The 20399-nt window shown below is 66.1% G+C and carries 21 protein-coding genes and 1 pseudogene; 17 read left to right on the plus strand and 5 right to left on the minus strand.

The annotated features are described in order from the left end of the window. Positions 1-537: pseudogene (locus tag VKI00_RS30680) on the minus strand (heavy metal translocating P-type ATPase); the annotation flags it as partial. A 205-nt stretch (positions 538-742) separates the two neighbouring features. Next, complete coding sequence (locus VKI00_RS30685; protein WP_324446674.1) at positions 743-949, minus strand: hypothetical protein; 207 nt, start codon at positions 947-949, stop codon at positions 743-745. Positions 950-1552: 603 nt separating this feature from the next. Here VKI00_RS30685 and VKI00_RS30690 point away from each other — a divergent pair. The 8 genes from VKI00_RS30690 to VKI00_RS30725 all read left to right on the plus strand — a co-directional run bounded on the left by VKI00_RS30690 (position 1553) and on the right by VKI00_RS30725 (position 8813). Next, positions 1553-2386, plus strand: a complete 834-nt coding sequence (locus VKI00_RS30690) for a DUF5995 family protein (protein WP_324446677.1) — start codon at positions 1553-1555, stop codon at positions 2384-2386. A 388-nt stretch (positions 2387-2774) separates the two neighbouring features. Then, positions 2775-3122, plus strand: a complete 348-nt coding sequence (locus tag VKI00_RS30695; protein WP_324446679.1) for a hypothetical protein — start codon at positions 2775-2777, stop codon at positions 3120-3122. Continuing rightward, on the plus strand, positions 3085-3843 hold the full coding sequence (locus VKI00_RS30700) for a M15 family metallopeptidase (RefSeq protein ID WP_414687342.1): 759 nt from the start codon (positions 3085-3087) through the stop codon (positions 3841-3843). Before VKI00_RS30695 ends, VKI00_RS30700 begins: the two co-directional genes overlap by 38 nt. A gap of 103 nt (positions 3844-3946) precedes the next feature. Further along, on the plus strand, positions 3947-4759 hold the full coding sequence (locus VKI00_RS30705; protein ID WP_324446680.1) for a class I SAM-dependent methyltransferase: 813 nt from the start codon (positions 3947-3949) through the stop codon (positions 4757-4759). Between the two features lie 78 nt (positions 4760-4837). Further along, positions 4838-6415, plus strand: coding sequence for a methylmalonyl-CoA mutase family protein (locus VKI00_RS30710; protein ID WP_324446682.1), 1578 nt, complete (start codon positions 4838-4840; stop codon positions 6413-6415). Further along, positions 6416-6844: a cobalamin-dependent protein gene (locus VKI00_RS30715; RefSeq protein WP_324446684.1), complete on the plus strand. Its 429-nt coding sequence runs from the start codon at positions 6416-6418 to the stop codon at positions 6842-6844. After that, positions 6829-7785: an LLM class F420-dependent oxidoreductase gene (locus VKI00_RS30720; protein ID WP_324446686.1), complete on the plus strand. Its 957-nt coding sequence runs from the start codon at positions 6829-6831 to the stop codon at positions 7783-7785. Before VKI00_RS30715 ends, VKI00_RS30720 begins: the two co-directional genes overlap by 16 nt. Next, positions 7782-8813 carry a CoA transferase gene (locus VKI00_RS30725; RefSeq protein ID WP_324446688.1) on the plus strand — a complete coding sequence of 344 codons (1032 nt, stop codon included), beginning with the start codon at positions 7782-7784 and terminating at the stop codon, positions 8811-8813. Before VKI00_RS30720 ends, VKI00_RS30725 begins: the two co-directional genes overlap by 4 nt. Before the next feature lie 2 nt (positions 8814-8815). On the opposite strand, the gene VKI00_RS30730 is transcribed toward VKI00_RS30725, so the two are convergent. Next, complete coding sequence (locus VKI00_RS30730) at positions 8816-9715, minus strand: LysR family transcriptional regulator (protein ID WP_324446690.1); 900 nt, start codon at positions 9713-9715, stop codon at positions 8816-8818. A 168-nt stretch (positions 9716-9883) separates the two neighbouring features. On the opposite strand from VKI00_RS30730, the gene VKI00_RS30735 reads away from it, so the two are divergent. Continuing rightward, positions 9884-10783 carry an SDR family oxidoreductase gene (locus VKI00_RS30735; RefSeq protein ID WP_324446692.1) on the plus strand — a complete coding sequence of 300 codons (900 nt, stop codon included), beginning with the start codon at positions 9884-9886 and terminating at the stop codon, positions 10781-10783. After that, positions 10783-11676, plus strand: a complete 894-nt coding sequence (locus tag VKI00_RS30740; protein WP_324446694.1) for a TIGR03620 family F420-dependent LLM class oxidoreductase — start codon at positions 10783-10785, stop codon at positions 11674-11676. Before VKI00_RS30735 ends, VKI00_RS30740 begins: the two co-directional genes overlap by 1 nt. Here the strand turns inward: VKI00_RS30740 and VKI00_RS30745 are convergent. Continuing rightward, a complete protein-coding gene (locus VKI00_RS30745; RefSeq protein ID WP_324446696.1) occupies positions 11673-12125 on the minus strand; it encodes a TIGR03618 family F420-dependent PPOX class oxidoreductase in 453 nt (150 codons plus the stop codon). The two genes, VKI00_RS30740 and VKI00_RS30745, sit on opposite strands and share 4 nt — an antisense overlap. Positions 12126-12176: 51 nt before the next feature. Continuing rightward, entirely contained in the window at positions 12177-13184 is a 1008-nt protein-coding gene (locus tag VKI00_RS30750) for a ferredoxin--NADP reductase (protein WP_324446698.1), read from the minus strand. Positions 13185-13256: 72 nt separating this feature from the next. Here VKI00_RS30750 and VKI00_RS30755 point away from each other — a divergent pair, with 72 nt between their 5' ends. The 7 genes from VKI00_RS30755 (at position 13257) to VKI00_RS30785 (ending at position 20382) form a co-directional block, all read left to right on the plus strand. Further along, entirely contained in the window at positions 13257-14681 is a 1425-nt protein-coding gene (locus tag VKI00_RS30755; protein ID WP_324446700.1) for a class I adenylate-forming enzyme family protein, read from the plus strand. Next, positions 14659-15564: an acyl-CoA dehydrogenase family protein gene (locus VKI00_RS30760; protein WP_324446702.1), complete on the plus strand. Its 906-nt coding sequence runs from the start codon at positions 14659-14661 to the stop codon at positions 15562-15564. The genes VKI00_RS30755 and VKI00_RS30760 overlap by 23 nt, the downstream gene beginning before the upstream one ends. Beyond that, on the plus strand, positions 15551-16639 hold the full coding sequence (locus VKI00_RS30765) for an acyl-CoA dehydrogenase family protein (RefSeq protein ID WP_324446704.1): 1089 nt from the start codon (positions 15551-15553) through the stop codon (positions 16637-16639). Before VKI00_RS30760 ends, VKI00_RS30765 begins: the two co-directional genes overlap by 14 nt. A 1-nt stretch (position 16640) precedes the next feature. Next, complete coding sequence (locus VKI00_RS30770) at positions 16641-17408, plus strand: enoyl-CoA hydratase/isomerase family protein (protein WP_324446707.1); 768 nt, start codon at positions 16641-16643, stop codon at positions 17406-17408. Positions 17409-17622: 214 nt separating this feature from the next. Further along, positions 17623-18540 carry a methylmalonyl Co-A mutase-associated GTPase MeaB gene (gene meaB, locus VKI00_RS30775; RefSeq protein ID WP_324446709.1) on the plus strand — a complete coding sequence of 306 codons (918 nt, stop codon included), beginning with the start codon at positions 17623-17625 and terminating at the stop codon, positions 18538-18540. Next, positions 18518-19375, plus strand: a complete 858-nt coding sequence (locus tag VKI00_RS30780) for an SDR family oxidoreductase (protein WP_324446711.1) — start codon at positions 18518-18520, stop codon at positions 19373-19375. Before meaB ends, VKI00_RS30780 begins: the two co-directional genes overlap by 23 nt. Further along, complete coding sequence (locus VKI00_RS30785; RefSeq protein ID WP_324446713.1) at positions 19372-20382, plus strand: zinc-dependent alcohol dehydrogenase; 1011 nt, start codon at positions 19372-19374, stop codon at positions 20380-20382. The genes VKI00_RS30780 and VKI00_RS30785 overlap by 4 nt, the downstream gene beginning before the upstream one ends. Positions 20383-20399 lie beyond the last annotated feature (17 nt).

A 20399-nucleotide genomic window follows, 5' to 3' on the forward strand; every position in this document is an offset into this window, starting at 1 on the left:
CACCGACTCATCCAGCACCGCCACCACGTCGACGATTCGCCCGTCCACCGGCACCACCTCGCCGGGCCCGACGACCAGCACATCATCGACGGCCACCTCGGCCAGCGGAATCACGCTGACCTGCGACCCGACGCGTCGCCGCGCGAACCGTGGCGCCCGCTCCAGCAGGGCCCGCAGATCGTGGGAGGCACGCCGCGCAGCCGCCGCGTCCAGCGCACGGCCGCCGGCCAGCATTACCGCGATCAGAGCGCCAGCCAGATACTCGTGGACCAGCAGGGTGCCGACCAGCGACAGCACCGCAATGACATCCACGCCGACTCGTCCCCGGCGCAATGCCACCAACACCCACACCAACGCCGGCACCAAAGCAAGCACTGTGCCGGCGATCCAGCAGCCATCGGCTACATCCCGCCAACCGGCCAGCCACGCGATCCCGCCGCCGGCAAGCGCGCCCAGGGTGAGCACCACCAGGGCCGGTTCGATCAGCGGGCGCAGCCGCGACAGCCTCCGCACGGCCACAGAATCCGTACCGGCCATCACCACTGATCCTCTCGGCCGCACATACTTTCCGTGTACACACCACTGCCAACGCGCACAGGGTGGCAGCGTGGCGAAACGAACTCACATTGAGTCGATCAGTGGCAGCTAGTGGAATCTAGGGTCGCAATACCTCGCCATTACGGGCCGTTAGGCCCGCGAGTCCAGTGGGGACGAGATTGGCCATTTTTTGGCCCACCATGAGTTACACGTTTGGCGGGTCGAGGATGCGGACAGGACGCAGCAGCTCGGCCAGCTTGGCGCGCTGCTCACTGGTTACCGGCGGCGCTTGCGCCAGCACACGCTTGATGTGATCTTCGAGTTTCTTGTAGGCGGCGCAGCCAACGGCTCTCGCGGGGATACCGGCGAATTCCTCGGCCGATTCCGCGCCGCAAGGTCGCGAAAGCCCCACTTCAACGCATCCGCCAAACTGGTCACGTACTCCTGCTCAAGAGAGTCATCGTGCTGCCGCTTGACCCAGGATGGGTGCTTGGCAAATAGGAGATCGGGGGAGGGCGCAGCCTTTGCCTGGGGGGCGTGCAGGCCTATGAACGGCCATCGCAGCTCTCGCGCCTGGGGATAGAAAGCCCGCAAGGCAGCTTCGGCGTCTCGCCCCAAGCCGATAACCAGCCTCGGCTGGCACCGGTTGTTGTGTCGGCGCACACCGGGTCTCTGTCCCGGCCACGTGATCTCGTCGAGCTCTGTCTGGCCTTCGAAGTGCATCGCCAATTCATGTAGCGGTCTCGGAGGCCCCACGCCGGCGACTACAACGCCGACGGGCAGCTGTTGTTCCGGTTTAGAACTCTTGCCCGGTCGGAGCGGCTGTCTGCCACCCCATGGGATCGGCCTACGGGACAGTTCTAATCATTGCGCGTCGTGGTCCGCTCAGCGGACCGCTTTCTTCTCATTGCATATGTTTGCCGAAACAATGCGGCGGTATGTCGAAAGATGAATTAGGCGCCTCCCTCGCCAGTCAGTTGGGAAAGCGGCTTCCCACAGTCGGTATGGCGACAACGTGACGACGTCGCCGCCGCTTCCCCCGATACCGACAGTCACGACGATCGACGGGGTAGTAGAAGCAATTGAGTCGATCATCGATTGGTCCATCTCCGTTTCGAGCCGTCTGGGATATTTCGCTGCGCTGTACAAGCGGATCACGATCGCGATCGGCACCGCGGTCTCACAGGGAGAGTTCGAGGACGCGACGCGCATGCAGCGCTTCGACGTCACATTCGCCAGCCGCTACTTCGACGCGCTCAACGGGTACTTCCACCCCACCCAGTTTGCGAAGCCGACACGGTCTTGGCGGTCGACGTTCGATGCGGCGAGCGGGCCGGAGCCGATCATCCTGCAGCACTTGCTGGCCGGCGTGAATGCACACATCGAGCTGGATCTCGGTATCGCCGCTCAAATAGTCGCTCCCCGAGGAAATCTGGAGGCGCTGCACAACGACTTCAACACAGTCAACGCCGTATTAGCCAGCCAGGTCGGCGGGGTAGTCAGCGAGCTCGATGAATTGTCGCCCGTCCTGGCCGACCTCTACCACGTACTGACGAGCAACGAGATATTCATCATCGACGAGGCCGTGAAGACCCTTCGCGACAGCGCATGGACATTCGCCATGATTCTCGCCCTCGAGCCTGCGCTCGCGCACCCGGCCACGATCTGGGCCCGGGATGAAAAAGTGTCAGCGCAGGGTGAACTGATCTACGACCCGCCGGGACTGATCGGTCTGCCCCAGGACATCGTCGCTTCCATTGCGGCGCGCGAGAGTCGGGACGTCGTCAAGAACATCCGAACGTTGAATGCGATCGCAGCGACTCCCGCGCCGATCAACCCCAACTTGTGACCTAATTCCCGCCGTACGTCGGCCCTTGTACGCCGTCGCGCCAGGTGGTGCATTTCTGCGCGATGCAACAGGTCTCGATCAGGCTGGGGGCCTGGCCGAAGTGAGGTGATACCTCCTGCGATGTGTATTGGCCGCCGGAGCTCGCGCACTGACCCTGAACATCGGTTGCGTGGGCAAGGGGCGCGGCCAAGATGGTCACCGCGGTCGCTATTCCGAATACAAGACGCTTCATGTTCCTCCGTAGCTCCGACGGCGACAGTTTACCGGTTCCATCCTTGACCTCGACTTCTTCGGCCTCCGCAGCTGCCCGTAGGCGCGGGTAAACTACAGGGATGTAATTCGGCGTGACGCGGGCGAAGATCGCCCTCGCCGACCAAAGGAACGGCCCATGGACCCACTCAAAATAGCCAGCGTTGAACTCGACGATCGAGATCCTTTTCGAGCGACTTTCAACGTGCACCTGACCCGCGACATGACCGAATTCGAGCGCCAGACGCTCCCTCCGCTGCTCTCCGGCAGCTTCTCACCGTCCGAGGCTCGGGGCGAGGCGGTGGTGGCCATCAGAAACGCGACCATCGCGATGATCGAAGATCACCGTGACCTCCTCAAACAGATTGTGGCGGAAGCCGAATCGCTGGCCAAGACAATGGAGCACGATCAACACGCGGTTGCCGCCCAGGTCGCGGCCAGGGTGGAGGATGTTCGGCAGCGCGCCGCGGCCATCGACTGGAGCTGACGCATCGGCGACGGATAATGGGGCCGTGACAGCCACCACGCGTCGGTTCCTGGTTGCGCTGCTCCTTATCGCGACTGTCAGCAGCTGGGGTGCGCGCGCCAATGCCGACGTGCCTCCGCTCGGCGCCGCGGCGCGCTCGGCGGGATTTACCGACGTCCGCTCCGTCGTTGCCAGCGCGGTCATCGATCTGCGCTATGCGACGACGAACAATTTCACCCACATGCCGTTGTATCCGGCCGATGCCCGCTGTCTGGTGCACGAATCCATGGCGCCCGGGCTCGCCGCTGCAGAGAAGACCTTGGCTTCGCACGGCGGCGTACTGGTCTTCTGGGACTGCTATCGACCGCACGATGTGCAGGTCAAGATGTTCAACGTTGTGCCGAATCCGGCCTGGGTCGCGAAGCCCGGCCCCGATGCCCGCAGCCATGAGTCGGGGCGCTCAGTTGACGTGACGATCGCGAGCGCACAACAGCCATGCCCGCCCGCGCGGCAGTTGGCCGGCCGGTGCCTCGTCGATATGGGAACCGACTTCGACGACTTTTCGCCCCGCGCAACCGCCTTTGCCACCGACGGCGTCAGCCCGGACGAGCAGGCGAACCGGGCCCTGCTCCGCGACGCGATGAGGGCCGGCGGTTTGTCGGTGTACTCCGGTGAGTGGTGGCATTTCGACGGCCCGGGCGCCGGGGTCGGGCGCCCGATCCTCGACGTTCCGGTCGACTGAGGCGTTGGTTGCCGATCCCATATCGTGGGATATTTGTTTCGTATCATGAAATGCGCGGCGGTAGCCTGGATTCGGGCATGGTTCGACAGCGAGGAGCCGCACGATGAACAACAAACCCCATGCCGTCTACACCCACGGGCATCACGAGTCGGTACTGCGTTCGCACCGCAGGCGCACCGCAGAGGATTCGGCCGGCTACCTGCTTCCGCACCTGCGACCCGGGATGTCGGTGCTCGACGTCGGTTGTGGGCCGGGCACCATCACCGTCGACCTGGCCGCCCGTGTTGCACCCGGCCGGGTTACCGCCGTCGAATTGACCGAGGACGCTTTGGATCTGGCTCGCGCAGAGGCGCAAGCGCGCAAGCAGTCGAACATCGAGTTCCTGACATCTGACGCGCACGCTCTCGACTTCCCGGACAACACCTTCGACGTCGCGCACGCGCATCAGGTGCTGCAACACGTCGCCGACCCGGTGCAGGCGCTGCGGGAGCTGCGGCGGGTATGTGTGCCGAACGGCATCGTCGCGGTCCGCGACGCTGACTACGCCGGATTCATTTGGTTCCCGCAGCTTCCGACGCTGGATCGGTGGCGCGAACTGTACGAGGAGGCGGCCCGCACCAACGGCGGCGAACCCGACGCGGGGCGGCGGCTGTTGTCGTGGGCCCGGGACGCGGGATTTGACGACATCACGCCCACGGGAAGCACGTGGTGCTTTGCGACGCCCGAGACCCGCGACTGGTGGGGCCGGATGTGGGCCGACCGGATCGTCGAGTCGGCCCTCGCCCGTCAGCTGGTGGACTCAGGCATGGCCACCACCGCGGAGCTCGACGAGATCTCGTCGGCCTGGCTGGACTGGGCCGCCGCTCCGAATGGCTGGCTGGCCGTCCCGCATGGCGAGATCTTGTGCCGGGCCTAGACCGGCGCTAGCTCGCCTTTAGCCTGGTCAGACATACGGTATTGGCATTCTCTTTTTTTGCAAGTACGTTATCCATCGATGGATAACCACACCGAAACGTCATCCGGCATCCCGCTGGAGCCCGTTTATGGGCCGGGGGACCGGGGTGTCGAGCCGCCGCCACCGGGCAGCTATCCATTCACCCGGGGCAACTTCGCCAGCGGCTATCGCGGCAAGCTGTGGACGTTTCGGCAGTACTCCGGATTCGGCACCGTCGAGGAGTCCAACCGCCGTTACCGCTACCTGCTGGAACAGGGCGGGACCGGGTTGTCGGTGGCGCTCGACCTGCCAACCCAGTGTGGCTATGACTCCGATGATCCCGAGTTCGGTGAGGAGGTCGGCCGGGTCGGCGTCGCGATCGACACCCTCGCCGACGCCGAGATCCTGTTCGACGGCATTCCGCTGGACAAGATCAGCACCAGCTTCACGATCAACGGCACCGCCGCGATCCTGCTGGCGTTCTACGTGGCGGCCGCCGAGCGCAAAGGCGTGCCGCGCGCCAAGCTCACCGGGACCATCCAGAACGACATCCTCAAGGAATACGCCTCGCGCGGCACCTGGATCTGGCCGCCGGAGCCATCGCTGCGATTGATCGCCGACACCATCGAGTTCTGCGCGGCCGAAGTTCCGAAATTCAACGCAATCTCGGTGGCCGGTGCGCACTTTCGTGACGCCGGGGCCAACGCGGTACAAGAGATGGCGTTCACCCTGGCCGACGGCGTCACCTACTGCGACACCGTGGTGGAACGCGGCCGCATGACCATTGACCAATTCGCACCGCAGATTTCGTTCTTCTTCTACACCCACGGCGATTTCTTCGAGGAGATCGCGAAATACCGCGCCGGACGGCGACGTTGGGCGACGATCGTGCGGGAACGCTACGGCGCCACCACCGACAAAGCGTCGATGTTCCGCTTCGGCTGCGTGTGTGGCGGGGCGTCGCTGTTTGCCCCGCAGGCGCAGAACAACTTGGTGCGGGTGGCCTATGAGGCGATGGCCGCCGTGCTGGGCGGCGTGCAGTCGATGTTCACCGCGGCCTGGGACGAGCCCTTCGCGCTACCTACCGAAGAGTCCACCACGCTGGCGCTGCGCACCCAACAGATCTTGGCCCATGAAACCGGTGTCGCCCGCGTCGCCGATCCACTCGGCGGCTCCTACTTCGTCGAGGCCCTCACCGACGCCACCGAGGCCCGCATCGTCGAGATCATGCACGACCTCGAGCAGCACGGCGGAATGGTCCGAGCCATCGAAGACGGCTACCTGCAGGGCCTGATCGCCGACGAGGCCTTCCGGATCCACCAGGACATCGAGGCGGGCACGCGGCCGGTCGTCGGGGTCAACCGGTTCGTCTCCGAGGAGCCGCCGCCCGAAATTGTCACCTACGAGCTGGATGCCGAGGGACGTGATCTGCAACTCAAACGCCTCTCCAAGGTGAAGGTCGAAAGAGATTCGGCCGCAGTAGAATCCAGCCTTGCGGCGTTGTCGCGCGCGGCCGAAGGAACCGACAATCTGATGCACAAGCTGATCGACTGTGCCAACGCCTACTGCACGGTCGGTGAGATGGTGTCGACGCTCAAAGCGGTCTGGGGCGAATTTCAGCAGCCGGTGGTGTTTTAGATGGCAGTGCGCATCCTGGTCGCCAAGCCCGGTCTCGACGGACACGACCGCGGCGCCAAGATCGTCGCACGCACCTTGCGCGACGCGGGATTCGAGGTGATCTACACCGGCATCCGGCAGCGCATCGAGGACATCGCATCCATCGCCGTGCAAGAAGATGTGGCCGTCGTCGGGCTGAGCATTCTGTCCGGTGCGCATGTCGCGCTGACCACCCGCACCATCGAGGCATTGCGCGCGGCCGACGCCGCCGACATCGCCGTGGTGGTCGGTGGAACGATACCCGAGGCTGACGTGCCCAAGCTGCTGGACGCCGGCGCGGCAGCGGTGTTTCCCACGGGCACTTCGCTTGACGTCCTTGTGCGCGACATTCGCTCGCTCACCGGCACCCCGAACCCCGAGGCAAAGGAAACACAGTGCGCATCGGAGTGATGATCGGCGCCGAGCGTGGCGATATGGCCCGCAAGGTGGCCAAGTTGGCCTCCGATATCGAGTGGGCGGAATCTGCGGGACTGGATACCGCATGGATGCCGCAGGTGCCCAACGACTTTGACTGCCTCACCATGGTGGCGTTGATGGCAGCCCACAGCTCGCGCATCGAACTGGGCACCGCGGTGGTGCCGCTGCAGGCCCAGCATCCGATTGCTCTTGCCCGCCAAGCGCTCTCGACGCATGCGGTGGCCGGTGGACGGCTGGCGCTGGGCGTCGGGCCGTCGCACCACTGGATCATTCGGGACATGCTCGGTCTGCCCTATGAGAAGCCCGCTGCCTACACCCGCGATTACCTGCAGGTGCTCAACGCCGCCCTCAGCGGTCCGGGAGCTGTTGACGTCGTGAATGATTCGTTCACGGTGCACAATCCGACGGCGATCGGGGCCGACACCCCGATGCCGGTACTGGTCGCCGCGCTGGGGCCAGTGATGCTGCAGCTTGCCGGTGAACTGGCCGACGGCACCGTGTTGTGGATGGCCGATGAGCGCGCGATCGGTGATCACATCGCGCCGAAGATCACCAAGGCCGCCGCAGGTGCCGGACGCCCCGCGCCGCGTATCGTCGCCGGTATCCCGGTATGCCTGTGTGCGCCTGCCCAAGTCGACGAGGCCAAGGAGCGGGCCAACCGCATCCTGGGCGAGGCCGAGGTGTCACCCAACTACCAACGTCTGCTTGAACGCGGCGATGCGCGAGATGTCGGCGATCTCTGCGCGGCCGGCGACGAGGCAGCCATCCTGGCGCGGATGCGCCGGTTCGCCGACGCCGGGGTCACCGACCTGTCGGTGCGCCTGCTGCCGATCGGGGAGAACCGGGACGAACTCATCGCTTCCAAGCGCCGGACGCGGGAGATGATCGCCGAGCTCGCAGCGGAGTTGCGTTGACGCCCGCACCGCTGGCGGGAATACGAATTCTCGAAGTCGGCACCATGCTCGCCGGCCCGTACGCGACCATGCTGCTGGCCGACCTCGGTGCCGAGGTGACCAAGATCGAACCCGGCGGTGGTGAGATATCGCGCGGTGTCGGGCTCAGCTACTTCGCCAGCCTCAACCGCAACAAGTCCAGCATCTGCCTTGACCTGAATTCCGATGCGGGACAACGGCGGTTGGGTGAACTGGTGTCGGAATCCCACGCTCTGCTGGTGAATCTGAAACCGTCGGCCATCCGCCGGCTGGGTCTGACTTATGACCAGCTGCGACGGTGGAACGAGCGGATCGTCTGTGTTGCGATCACCGGCTTCGGGCTGTACGGCGGTGACGACCCGGCCTTCGACTACGTGGTCCAGGCGGGTGTCGGTATCGCCGCGTTGACCGGCGATCCGGACGGCCCACCGACGTTGCCGGGCTATTCATCGGCCGACAACTCCACCGGAATGTGCGCGGCGCTGGGGCTTTTGGCCAAGATCATCTCCGGCACAGGCGGACAAGTTGATGTGTCGCTGCGCGACGTGATGCTGTCGCAGCTCAACTACCACGCGTCGGCCTACCTCAACGACGGCGTCGAGCCGGCCCGCAGGCACAACGGCGCCCACTCGTATTACGTTCCGGCCCAGCTCTTTCCGACCGCCGATGGATACCTCGCGCTGTTCATCACGCACGACGGCTTCTGGAAGTCGTTCGCCGCCGAGGCGGGTATCGACGGTTTCGAACGGATGGCGGAACGGGTTGCCCGGCGGGACGAGGTGCTCGCCGTCGTCACGGCCACGCTCGCAACCGACACCGCCGCCGGTTGGGAAGCCCGCCTGCGTCCGCTGGGGGTGCCTGCGGCGGCGGTGCGGACACTGCCGGAAGCGTTGCAGGCCACACCGGAAATCGTGGTCAACGCAGGCGATTTCCGCCTGGTCGGCAACCCGATCCGGGTCGACGGCTACCGGCCGGACTACCGTCCGCCGCCGGAGCTGGCCGTCGACTGAGATCAGTCCGGCGCGGTGAGGTGCGCTTCGGCCAGTTTGCGAAAGACCGCCACCAACCGGCTGCGATCATCCGCCCGGGTGGCCATTACGACGTGGCTGGGCTCGACACCCTCCAACGGGACTGTGACGATGTCGGGCCGCAGGCTGTTGAGGTGGATGCCGGCCGTGATGGCCACCGCCTGCCCGGCGGCAATGACTTCGAACTTGTCTTCCAGCGCCTCGATAAACGGACCATCTGGTGCGCGGCGCCCATCGGGGCGCGGATCGACCCGCCAGAAGGCACTCCAGGTCGGATCAGAGCCTCGCACCCGTGGGATGGGTTCGTCGGCAATGTCTTCGAGCTTGACCGATCGCCTGCCGGCCAGGCGGTGATCGGTCGACACCGCGAGCACCCGAGGCTCGTCATAGAGGATCGTCACGTGCAGCCGGTCGGTCGGAAAAGGCAGTCGCGTCACCACCGCGTCGACTCGATGGTCAAGTAGCGCATCCCGCGCTTGATCCCAATCCACGTGCATGACTTGCACTTCGGCGTCCGGGTGCTCGCGGCGCATCTCGCGCACCGCCGGGGTGACGATCAGGCCCGACGTATAGCCGATCGTGATGCGGCTTGGCTGGGCTGCCGCGCGGGCCTGTGCTGCGGCCTGCGATGCCGAGCGCAGCAGCGCCTTCGCCCGCGGCAGGAACACGTCGCCGGCCTCGGTCAGCCGGGTCCCTTGCGGCGTGCGATCCAACAGGCGCACCCCCAACTGCTGCTCCAGGCGCCGGATCTGCCGGCTCAGCGAGGGCTGCGCGACGCGCAGAGCGGTGGCCGCGCGACCGAAATGCCGGTGCTCGGCCACCACGACGAAGTACCCGACCAGCCGCAGGTCGAGATCTACCACCGGCGATACCGATTCGGTCATGCATGAAGTGTAGGCGCCCAATCCAGCCATGTGCCGCGCGTAGCCTTGCTGAGCTGCTGTGATGCCTAGATTGCATGGCGCCATCTGAAATAGGACTTGGACAGGCTTGGTGGGCCGTCGTTGACTTGATGACATCGACCAGAACGGGTCGACCAGGAAGGGATTGCCATGCACGTCTTTGTCACCGGCGCGACCGGACACATTGGTTCCGCCGTTGTCACCGATCTCCTCCAAGCCGGCCACCGCGTTACCGGCTTGGCCCGTTCGGACACGTCCGCCGCGGCGCTGACGGCCAAGGGCGCCACGGTGCACCGGGGCGACCTCGCCGACCTCGACGGCCTTCGGGCCGCGGCCGCGGCAGCCGATGGCGTCATCCACCTCGCGTATCGAGACGATTTCGACAGCGACTTTGTCGGCGCCGCCGAGACGGATCTATGTGTCGTCGAGGCAATGGGTGAGGCGCTGGCGGGCTCCGACCGTCCCTTGGTAAACACCGCCGGAACGCTGTTGCTGGCGGGAGTCGTGCAAGGACGGACCGCGACGGAAAACGATGTCGCCGAGGGCGGTCCGCGGATCGACTCGGAGAACGCGACGATCGCGATGGCCGAACGCGGCGTACGATCGTCCGTCATTCGCCTGTCGCCGCTGGTGCACAGCACCCTCGATCACCACGGCTTCGCTCACCGCCTGATCGACATCGCCCGCGAAAAAGGCGTCTCCGCCTACGTCGGCGACGGTTCCAACCGCTGGCCCGGCGTCCACACGCTCGACGCCGCGCGCCTGTACCGGCTTGCCGTCGAGGCGGCTCCGGCGGGGACCAGGTTGCATGGTGTCGCCGACGAAGGCGTGCAGTTCCGCGACATCGCCGCCGTCATCGGCCGTCACCTTGACCTGCCGGTAGTGAGCATCTCCGCCGAACAAGCGTATGAGCACTTCGGATTCCTTGCGATCTTCGGATCTTTGGACAATCCGACCTCAAGCGCCCTGACGCAGAAAGTGCTCGACTGGCATCCCAAAGGGCCTGGGCTCATCGAGGATCTCGACGCGGGCCACTACTTTCAACAGTGATGGCCCGCCAAACGCTGGGGCCGGTAGGCATTTGCCTACCAGTCTCGTTCACCAGCGCGGCACCCGCCGTCGCGCAGCGCGAGGCCGTCGCTCGGCTGGAACACGCCGGCTACCAGGCTATCTGGACCAATGAGGTCATTGGCAAAGACGCGTTTGTGCAACTTGGTGTGCTGTTGGCCACCACCGAGCGGACGGTGTTCGGCACCTTTGTCGCCAATATCTGGGCCCGGCCGGCGCAGACCATGCATGCCGCGGCTGCTCAACTCGCCGAGGCGTACCCCGGCAGGCTCGCTGTAGGCCTGGGGGTCGGGTATCCCGAGCAGGCGGCAAGCGTTGGGCAGGAATTCGGCAGCCCGCTGGCCACGATGCGCGACTACCTGGAGCGGATGGACAGCCCGACCTGGCCGCCGGCGCCTGATGCCGCGTATCCGCGGATGATCGCCGCCAACGGACCGAAAATGCTTGCGCTGGCCGGCGAGATTGCGGATGGCGCAATGCCGGCCGGGCTGCCCGCGACGTTCACCGCTCAAGCCCGCGAGGTGCTCGGGCCCGACAAGCTCTTGGTCGTCGGATTGTCGGTGATCCCGGACGCCGACGCCGACCGGGCGAAAGCGGCTGCGCGGGAATCGGTGTCGGGCCGCCTCGCTGCGCCGTCATATGCGGCCAGAATGGCCGGGCTGGGCTACACAGCCCAAGAGATCGCCGAGGTAGGCGATCGTTTGGTGGATGCGCTTGTCGCCCATGGCGATTCGGCAGCGGTCGCGGCCAGGGTGCAGCAGCATCTGCGCGCCGGCGCGGACCAAGTTGCGCTGCTGCTACCGATTGGCGGCGAATTCAGCGCGGGCATCGACCAAGTCGAACAACTCGCACCGGCACTGGCCGAACTCGGCTAGTTCGACGCCGGATTCGTGTAGGCGCGGGTCGGTGAGATCAGCACAGCGGTGCGGCGCTGTTCGCGCATCACCCGGTCGTAGGTGTCCCAGTCGTCGTGGGTTCCGCCGGCCGCCGTGAAGATCTCACGCAGCAAGACCCGGAGCCGCTCGTCGTCGACGTCGGGATGCGGGTCATCGGGCCCGATCAGCTGGGCCGAGCCCTCGACGGTGGCCCACTGCCAACCGGCGCGGGCCGTGACGGTGGTGCGTGGATCGGCGCGCAGATGGGCCAGCTTGCGGGCGCCCCCGATGGCCACCAGCGCGACGACCGGCTCATTCGTCAGTGGGTGTGCCATGACCCCGGCGTTGACTACCGATGCCTGGGCGCTGCCGTCGCGGCGCAACGTCGTGAACACAATCAGCCCCTGGTCGGCAGAGGCGAGATCAGCGAAGCCGGACAGGTCGGTCATGACTAAGTCTCCTTCCGCCCCGGCTATAGCTAAAGCCGTTACAGTGCGGGGCTACTCGTAAACCACTGTCACCGACGTCGTGTCGGGCACCGCCTGACACGTCAAGATATAACCGTCGGCCAGCTCGTCTTCTTCCAGCACGTCGTTGTTGCGCATGGTGGCGCTGCCTTCGGTGAGCAGGGCCATGCACGTCCCGCAGTTGCCGGCCTCACAACTGAACGGCGGCGACAGCCCGGCCCGGCGCGCGGTCTCCAGCAGCGTCTCCCCGGCGACCTGCGGTACCGACACCTTCTTGCGTTCGAGGTGGATCGTCACGGTACCGCCCGCTTCTCCGGCGACGGCCACATCAGCAGTGGTCGCCTTGAGCGGCGGTGATGCGTCGAAGTCCTCGACTAGGACCCGCGCGCCATCCGGCAGCGCGGAGCGCACCACGGCCATGAAGCCTTCCGGGCCGCACACATAGCATTCGGCATCCGTATCGCCGCCGACGAACCTCGTGACGGCGTCCGGTTCCAACAGCCCGTGCTCGGCGTCGATATGGCGGTCCACCGACAGCCGGCCGGGATAACGCTCGACGAGTTCATCGATGACCGCCTCGAAGATCACCGAAGCCCGGTCGCGGTCGGCGCACAGTATGCGCACCGCGCGGTCGGTGGTCGCCAATGCGCTCTTGGCCAGCGACAGGATCGGCGTCACGCCGCTACCGCCGGCGAAGGCCAGCAACGGCACCGAGGTAGGGCTGAGGACAAACGTGCCCGCGGCTCTGGTCATGGTCAGCTCATCGCCTTCGACCACGTTGTCGACCATCCAATTGGAGACCTTGCCGCCGGCGACCCGCTTGACCGTGGTCATCAACTCGCTATCGGTCTCGGGCGCGCTCGACATCGAATACGACCGATACAGCTCCTGGCCGTCGACCGTCACCCGGAAGGTGCAGAACTGGCCGGCGCGATAGGCGAACGGCGTCTCGTGTGGGTCCAGCACAAAGGTGCGGGTGTCAGCCGTCTCCTTGACGATCCGGGTCACCGTGGCCTGCTGGAACACGTGGCGTTCCGCCATGCCTGCACCCTCCACACTTTGCGTTCTTCACTTCAGAGAATACTATTCTCTCAAAACGATAGGATGTTCTCAATGTCGCAGGCCGGGCCGCCACAACGTGCGCCGACCGCGCTCGCGTTCGAGGACCGGCACTACAGCCTTGCGCAGCTCAACGCGCTGGCCGACGGGCTGGCGGCCAGCCTGCGCGGACGCGGCGTAGCGGCCGGTGACCGGGTGGCGCTGATGTCGTCCAACCGCCCCGAGTTCGTCGTCGCGCTGCACGCGATCTGGCGGCTGGCCGCGGCCGTCGTGCTGATCAGCCCGGCCTGGAAGCGTGACGAAGTCGAGCACGCGCTGGCGTTGACGAATCCGTCCCACGCCGTCGGGGACCATGCGGTGCTGTCGGAACTGATGCCGATGCGCCATCTCGACGAGCCGATCGCGCCGGGCGAACCGGTGTTCGGCTCGCCGTCGCCGGACGCCGATGCGGTGTTGGCGTTCAGCTCGGGCACCACCGGTCTGCCCAAGGCGGTTCGGCACACGCATGCGTCGTTGCAGGCCGCCGTTCGGCATTGGCGCGACGCGCTGGGCTTGACCGCAGGCGACCGAATCCAGATCGCCACACCGCCGTCGCACATCCTCGGTTTGCTCAACATCGAGACGGCATTGCACACCGGGGTATGGATGCGCCTTCATCGCCGATTCGACATCGACCGCATCCTGCAGCACATCCAGGCCGACCGGATCACCGTCGAAATAGCCGTCGCGCCAATCGCATTGGCGATCGCCTCGCATCCGCGCCTCGAGTCCTACGATCTCTCGTCGTTGCGGTTCATCATGTGGGGCGCGACCCCGGTCAGCGAGAGCGTCGCCGAAACCGTCACCCGGCGCACCGGCATCGGCTGGCTTCCCGCGTACGGCACCACCGAGCTGCCGGTCATCGCCTGCAATCCGCTTGAGGGTGCGCGGCTCGATTCGGTGGGGCGGCCGGTGCCCGGCGTGCAGGTGCGGGTGGTGTCGCTGCAGACCGGCGAGCCGGTCGGCCCCGGCGAGGTCGGCGAGATCCAGGCCCGGTCGGAGTCGCTGATGGCCGGCTATCTGCCCTGCGAGGCGACGCGAGATGCCTTGTACGACGGCTGGTATCGCACGGGCGACGTCGGCTATCTCGACTCCGGCGGCTGGCTGCGGATCACCGACCGGTCCAAGGAGATGATCAAGGTCCGCGGTTTCCAGGTTGCGCCCGCCGAGATCGAGGCGGTGCTGCATGCTCATCCCGCCGTCGAAGACTGCGCGGTGTTCGGGATCCCCGACGGCGTCGACGGGGAGTCGGTCGTCGCCGCGATCGCGACGCGGGCACCGGTCGACGCCGCCGAACTGACGGCCCGGGTGGGTGAGCGGCTTGCGTCGTACAAAAGCCTGAGCCGTGTGGTGTTCGTGCCCGAAATACCTCGGCTGCCCTCCGGAAAGGTGCTACGCCGAGTTCTCAAGGAGCGCTATGGATGTACGTCTGACAGCTGAACAACAACAACTGTGCGACGCCGCCGCCAAAATGGCCGACGACCTCGGCCCGGGTTCGGTGCAAGACCTCGACGACGACGATCGAATTGCCCGGCTGGACAAGCAAATCGAGATGACGGGCTGGCGATCGCTGCGTACCGACGGGGCCTCCGGGGTGGAAGTGGCTATCGTCGCTGAGGAATTCGGCCGCGGATTGGTCGACGCCCCGTTTCTCGGACCGGTGCTTGCCGACGATCTGGCCCGGCATGTCGGCGGCGACGGCGCCGGGTCGACGATCGCCGTGGGGGGTCACGGTGTCGACGCTCGGGGTTATCAGCGGGCGTTGTCGTTGGACGGGACGACGGTCCTGGCCGCCGATCTGAGCGCAATCGGCGAGGCCGTGGACCTGACCAGGGCCACCGCCGACGTCGTCGGAAAAGCAAGCGCCATAGGCGAACTGGACGCCGATGTCGCCGGCCGCTGGCTGGCACTAGCCCTGGCCACGACCTCGGCGGATCTGGTCGGAACGGCCCGAGGCGCACACACCCTGGCCTGCGACTACGCGAAAATCCGTGAACAATATGGTAATTCGATCGGCTCCTATCAAGCCATCGCGCACCTGCTCGCGGAAAGCCTGGCGCTGATCGAGGGTTCGGTGAGTGTGCTGCGACATGCCGCCTGGGCGGTCGACGAACTGGCCCCGGACGAGGCCATCCGCGCGGCTCGGGTCGCGAAGATCTATTGCGCGCGCGCCGCGCGAACGGTGTGCGAGACCGCCATCCAGGTGCACGGCGGCATCGGCAACACTTGGGAATGCCTGGCGCACGTCTACCTGCGGCGCGCGTTGACATCGACCGAACTGTGGCCTGTCAAGTTGGAGGAGATCGACGTTGGACTTTCGTGATTCGGCCGACGAAGCGGCCTTCCGTGATCAGCTGCGGTCGTGGCTTGCCTTGCACGCCAAGGAGTTTCCGAGCTCGGGCGACGAATACTGGGCCAAGCAGGGCGAATGGCATCGGGCGCTGTATGAGGGTGGCTTCTTCGGGCTGTCCTGGCCCCGTGAATACGGCGGGCAGGAGCTGCCGCCGGTGTACGACGTCATTCTCGACGAAGAGCTGGCGCGGGCCGGCGCCCCGCCCCGGCCCAGCCTCGGCTATCTGGTCTCCGGCCTGACCCGACACGGCAGTAAGGAGCTGTGCAGTCGGTTTTTGCCCGGCATGATCAACGGCACCGAGCGATGGTGCCAGGGCTTCAGCGAGCCGGGCTCCGGCTCGGATCTCGCGTCGCTGACCACCACCGCCACCCGCGACGGCGACAACTACGTGATCCAGGGACACAAGATCTGGACCAGCTACTCCGATGTCGCGGACTGGTGTCTGCTGTTGGCCCGTACCGATCCGGACGCCAAGCGCCATCGCGGCATCTCGGCGTTCATCATCTCGATGAAACAGCCAGGCGTGCAACAGCGTCCGCTGCGGATGATCAACGGTGTCACCACCGAATTCGGCCAGGTGTTCTTCGACGGCGCTCTCGCGCCGGTGCAGCACATGGTGGGTGCCCCGGGCGAGGGGTGGGCACTTGCCATGACGGTGGTCGGCCACGAACGCGAACCCTCCACGCTGGGGTACGCGGCGCGCTACGGCAAGCTCGTGCGTGAGCTGGCCACCCGCACCGATGGTCCGGCACCCCCCGAATTGGCTTGGGCCGCAGTGCAGACCGAGATGCTGACCCATCACGTCCGGCGTCGGTTGTCCGAACAGCTCGACGGCGTGACGCACACGTCGGACGGATCGCTGGACAAGTTGCTGATGACCTGGGTCGAGCAGTCGGTCGGCCACGCCGCGTTGGCCGTCACGGGCATCGACGACCCCGGCCTGCTGTCCGCCTACCTCTACAGCCGCGCGCAAAGCGTGATGGGCGGGACATCGCAGATCCAGAAAAACATCATCGCCTCACGAATCTTGGGATTGGGAGCCTGACGTGTACGACATGCCGACCGAAATCGACGTTCAGGCCGACGGGCCGCTGCGGATCATCACGCTGAACCGGCCCGATTCGCTCAACTCGGTCAACGACGATCTACACCACGGGCTGGCCAAGCTGTGGCAGCGGATGAGCGACGACCTAAGTGTCCGTGCCGCGGTGATAACCGGTGCCGGCCGGGCGTTTTCGGCCGGCGGCGACTTCGCGTACCTCGAGGAGTTGGCCGGCGACGCAGCGTTGCGGGCCAAGACGATCGCCGACGGGCGCGAAATCGTGCTGGGCATGGCTCGCTGCCGGGTCCCGGTGGTGGCTGCCGTCAACGGTCCGGCCGTCGGGCTGGGCTGCAGCCTGGTCGCGCTGAGCGACATCGTCTACATCGCCGAAGACGCGTACCTGGCCGACCCGCACGTGCAGGTGGGGTTGGTGGCCGCGGACGGAGGACCGCTGACCTGGCCGCTGCACATCAGCTTGCTGTTGGCCAAGGAGTATGCGCTGACCGGCATGCGGATTTCCGCGCAGCGGGCGGTCGAACTCGGCCTGGCCAACCACGCGGTGGCCGACCCGCTCGCCGAGGCCGTGAAGGCCGCGAAAAAGATTCTCGAACTGCCGCAGCAGGCGGTCGAGAGCACCAAACGCGTCCTCAACGTGCATCTCGAGCGCGCGGTGCTGGCCACGATCGACTATGCGCTGTCCGCCGAGAATCAGTCCTTCCAGACCGAGGACTTCCGCTCAATCGTGACGAAGTTGGCGGCCGGCAAAAATTGACCGGTCACGCACCCACCGAACGTCACGCCAGAGTGGCGTTGGGCGGCGACTGTTGCGCTGGCGTGACGTTCGACGCGCCGACGGCTATTCGACCGCCGGCACCGCCAACGACGATTGCGTCCCCGCTTGCCCATTGGAGAAAAGCCGGCGATGTGTGCGGGCGGGGAGTTGGGTTCGGCCACGGTCATCGAGGCTCCGGCGGCATGATCGTCAGATGACGATCGCTGATCTGATCGCCGCCGCGCGCGGCGGTTCGCCGCGAGCCGCCGGCCGGTTGCTCAGCCTGGTCGAAGGTGAGCGTCGCGACGAGGTGCTGGCGAGCCTCGATCCGTCGTCGGTGCTCGTCGTCGGGATTACCGGCCCGCCCGGCGCCGGTAAGTCGACGACGATCGCGGCGTTGGTGGGGGCCTACCGGCAACGCGAGTTGCGGGTGGCGGTGCTCGCCGTCGATCCGTCGTCGCCGTTCAGCGGTGGTGCGTTGCTCGGCGACCGAATTCGGATGGCCGCACACATCAACGACCCCGATGTGCTGATCCGCTCGGTGGCCACCCGGGGTCATCTGGGCGGGCTCGCCGCGGCCGTTCCCGCGGCCATCCGGTTACTCGGGGCGCTGGGCTACGACGTGATCCTGCTGGAAACCGTTGGCGTGGGGCAGTCGGAGATCGAGATCGCCGCGGTCGCCGATCCGACCGTGGTCATCCTCAACCCCGGTGCCGGCGACGCGGTGCAGGCCGCCAAGGCCGGACTGCTCGAGGTCGCCGACATCGTGGCGGTGAACAAGGCCGACCGGGAAGGCGCCGAGCAGACCGTCCGCGACCTTCGCGGCGAGACCAAAGCTCCGATCATCAGCCTGATTGCCGCCAAAGGTGAAGGGCTGTCGGGCTTGATGGAGGCGATCGACGCCCATCACCGCGCCGACAGCCGCGATCGCCGCTCTGCTCGCGCGCGGGCCCAGATCCTGTCGCTGGCGCAAACCCGGCTGCGCACGCACCCCGACCTCGATCGGCTCGCCGAATCGGTGGCCGACGGCCGCGACGATCCCTACACTGCCGCCGAACAGCTGCTTGCCCCCGCACCCCAACCGTACTGTGCCGCAGAGGAGAAGACGCATGACAACGCGATCCACGACTAGCGAGGTTTTGGTCATCATCGGCGTCGGCGGGATGGGGCTGTCGATCGCCCGTCGTGTCGGAGCGGGGCGGACGATCGTGTTGGCGGACGTCAACGCCGCAGCTTTGAAAGCTGCTGCCGATGCGCTCACCGGCGACGGGCATCGGGTGTTGACCCGGGAAGTCGACGTCACTTCCCGCAGCTCGGTGGCCGCCGTTGCGGAGATGGCTGTTGAGGCCGGGCGTGTCACGGCTGTTGTTCATACCGCAGGACTTTCGCCGCAACAGGCACCCGCAGAAGCGGTGATGGCGGTCGACCTGCTGGGGGTTGCCTTGACGATCGACGAGTTCGGCCGCGTGATCGAGCCAGGCGGCGCCGCGGTCGTCATCGCCAGCATGGCCGGCCACATGCAGCCGGCACTAGACTCGGAAGTCGAGCGGCAGCTGGCGACCGCGCCGGCCGACGAGCTGCTCGGCCTCGAAGCGTGCTCGAAGATCACCAACAGTCAGATGGCGTATCCATTCGCCAAGCGGGCCAACCAAATCCGGGTTGCCGCCGCGGCCGGATCCTGGGGCGAACGCGGTGCGCGGATCAACAGCATCAGCCCGGGGATCATCTCCACGGCGATGGGCCGCTTAGAGCTGGGCAGTGAATCCGGCGCGCTCATGCAAGCCATGGTCGACAACTCTGGACTGCGACGGCTTGGCACACCCGAGGACATCGCCGCCGCCACCGAGTTCCTGCTCGGGCCGTCGGCGGCATTCATCACCGGTGCCGATCTGTTGGTCGACGGCGGAGTGGTCGCCGCGATCCAAACCGGCACAATCGATCTCGCCAAGGCGCTCGCCGGTCGATGAGAGCCTCCATCGTCACAGCGCCGGGGGAGACGCAAATTGTCGAGCTACCCAAACCTGCGGCTGGTCGCAGCGATGTACTGGTGAAGATGCGGGCCTGCGGCATCTGCGGGTCGGACGCGTTGTACATCTCGTTGGGTGGCCTGCCACCCCGCCAGGGGAAGATGCCGCTCGGCCATGAGCCCGCCGGCGAAGTCGTCGAAGTCGGTCGCGACGTCACCGGCATAGCCGTGGGCGATCATGTCGTGATCAACCCGATGGTCGCGCCGGGCGGGATCATCGGCAACGGTGGTCCGACCGGTGCGCTCGCGGACTATCTGCTCGTCGAGGACGCTGTGCGCGGCAAGAGTCTCGAGGTCGTGCCCGATCACATCCCGTTCGAAGTGGCGGCGCTGAACGAGCCGATGGCTGTCGCGCGACACGCCGTGAACCAAGTTGCGCCCAAGGCCACCGACAAGGTGGTGGTGTTCGGCGCCGGTCCGATCGGGCTCGGCGCGACAATCGGATTCAAATCGGCTGGGGTACAACACGTCACCGTGGTCGACCTGATCCAGTCACGGCTGGAGAAAGCCCTCAGAGTGGGTGCCGATGCGGTGCTCAATTCCGCCGACGAAGACGTCGCGCAACGCCTGATCGACATCCACGGACGGGGCGAGTCGATGTTTCCGGGCAAGGCCGGCACCGACATCTATCTTGACGCCGCGGGCGTACCGGCGGTGATCAATACCGCCTTGACGGCTGCGAAGACCGGAGCCAAGGTTGTGGTGGTCGCCGTCCACAAAGAACCGGTACCGGTGGACTTTCTCAACATCATGAGCAACGAGGTCACCATTGTCGGGTCGATGGGCTACCCGAAGGAAATCTTCGAGGTCACCAAAGACATCGCCGCCAACTGGGAAAAGTATGCCGTCATCGTGAGCCACACGCTGCCGTTCGAGGACGTAGCGGAGGCCCTGCGGATGGCCGGCACGCCCGGCGCCGCCGACAAGGTAGTGGTCACTTTCGGCTGACGGCGCGCTCTTGATTT

Origin of the sequence: Mycobacterium sp. (genome assembly GCF_035314665.1) — a bacterium.
Taxonomy (GTDB): Bacteria; Actinomycetota; Actinomycetes; order Mycobacteriales; family Mycobacteriaceae; genus Mycobacterium.

Coding starts and splice junctions, on each gene's coding strand:
- VKI00_RS30700 (WP_414687342.1), top strand. CDS start 3,085: ATGTTCGGCAGCGCGCCGCGGCCATCGACTGGAGCTGACGCATCGGCG.
- VKI00_RS30750 (WP_324446698.1), bottom strand. CDS start 13,184: ATGGCGGAACGCCACGTGTTCCAGCAGGCCACGGTGACCCGGATCGTC.
- VKI00_RS30730 (WP_324446690.1), bottom strand. CDS start 9,715: ATGACCGAATCGGTATCGCCGGTGGTAGATCTCGACCTGCGGCTGGTC.
- VKI00_RS30715 (WP_324446684.1), top strand. CDS start 6,416: ATGGCAGTGCGCATCCTGGTCGCCAAGCCCGGTCTCGACGGACACGAC.
- meaB (WP_324446709.1), top strand. CDS start 17,623: ATGACGATCGCTGATCTGATCGCCGCCGCGCGCGGCGGTTCGCCGCGA.
- VKI00_RS30695 (WP_324446679.1), top strand. CDS start 2,775: ATGGACCCACTCAAAATAGCCAGCGTTGAACTCGACGATCGAGATCCT.
- VKI00_RS30745 (WP_324446696.1), bottom strand. CDS start 12,125: ATGACCGACCTGTCCGGCTTCGCTGATCTCGCCTCTGCCGACCAGGGG.
- VKI00_RS30785 (WP_324446713.1), top strand. CDS start 19,372: ATGAGAGCCTCCATCGTCACAGCGCCGGGGGAGACGCAAATTGTCGAG.
- VKI00_RS30740 (WP_324446694.1), top strand. CDS start 10,783: ATGGCCCGCCAAACGCTGGGGCCGGTAGGCATTTGCCTACCAGTCTCG.
- VKI00_RS30735 (WP_324446692.1), top strand. CDS start 9,884: ATGCACGTCTTTGTCACCGGCGCGACCGGACACATTGGTTCCGCCGTT.
- VKI00_RS30705 (WP_324446680.1), top strand. CDS start 3,947: ATGAACAACAAACCCCATGCCGTCTACACCCACGGGCATCACGAGTCG.
- VKI00_RS30710 (WP_324446682.1), top strand. CDS start 4,838: ATGGATAACCACACCGAAACGTCATCCGGCATCCCGCTGGAGCCCGTT.
- VKI00_RS30755 (WP_324446700.1), top strand. CDS start 13,257: ATGTCGCAGGCCGGGCCGCCACAACGTGCGCCGACCGCGCTCGCGTTC.
- VKI00_RS30760 (WP_324446702.1), top strand. CDS start 14,659: ATGGATGTACGTCTGACAGCTGAACAACAACAACTGTGCGACGCCGCC.
- VKI00_RS30780 (WP_324446711.1), top strand. CDS start 18,518: ATGACAACGCGATCCACGACTAGCGAGGTTTTGGTCATCATCGGCGTC.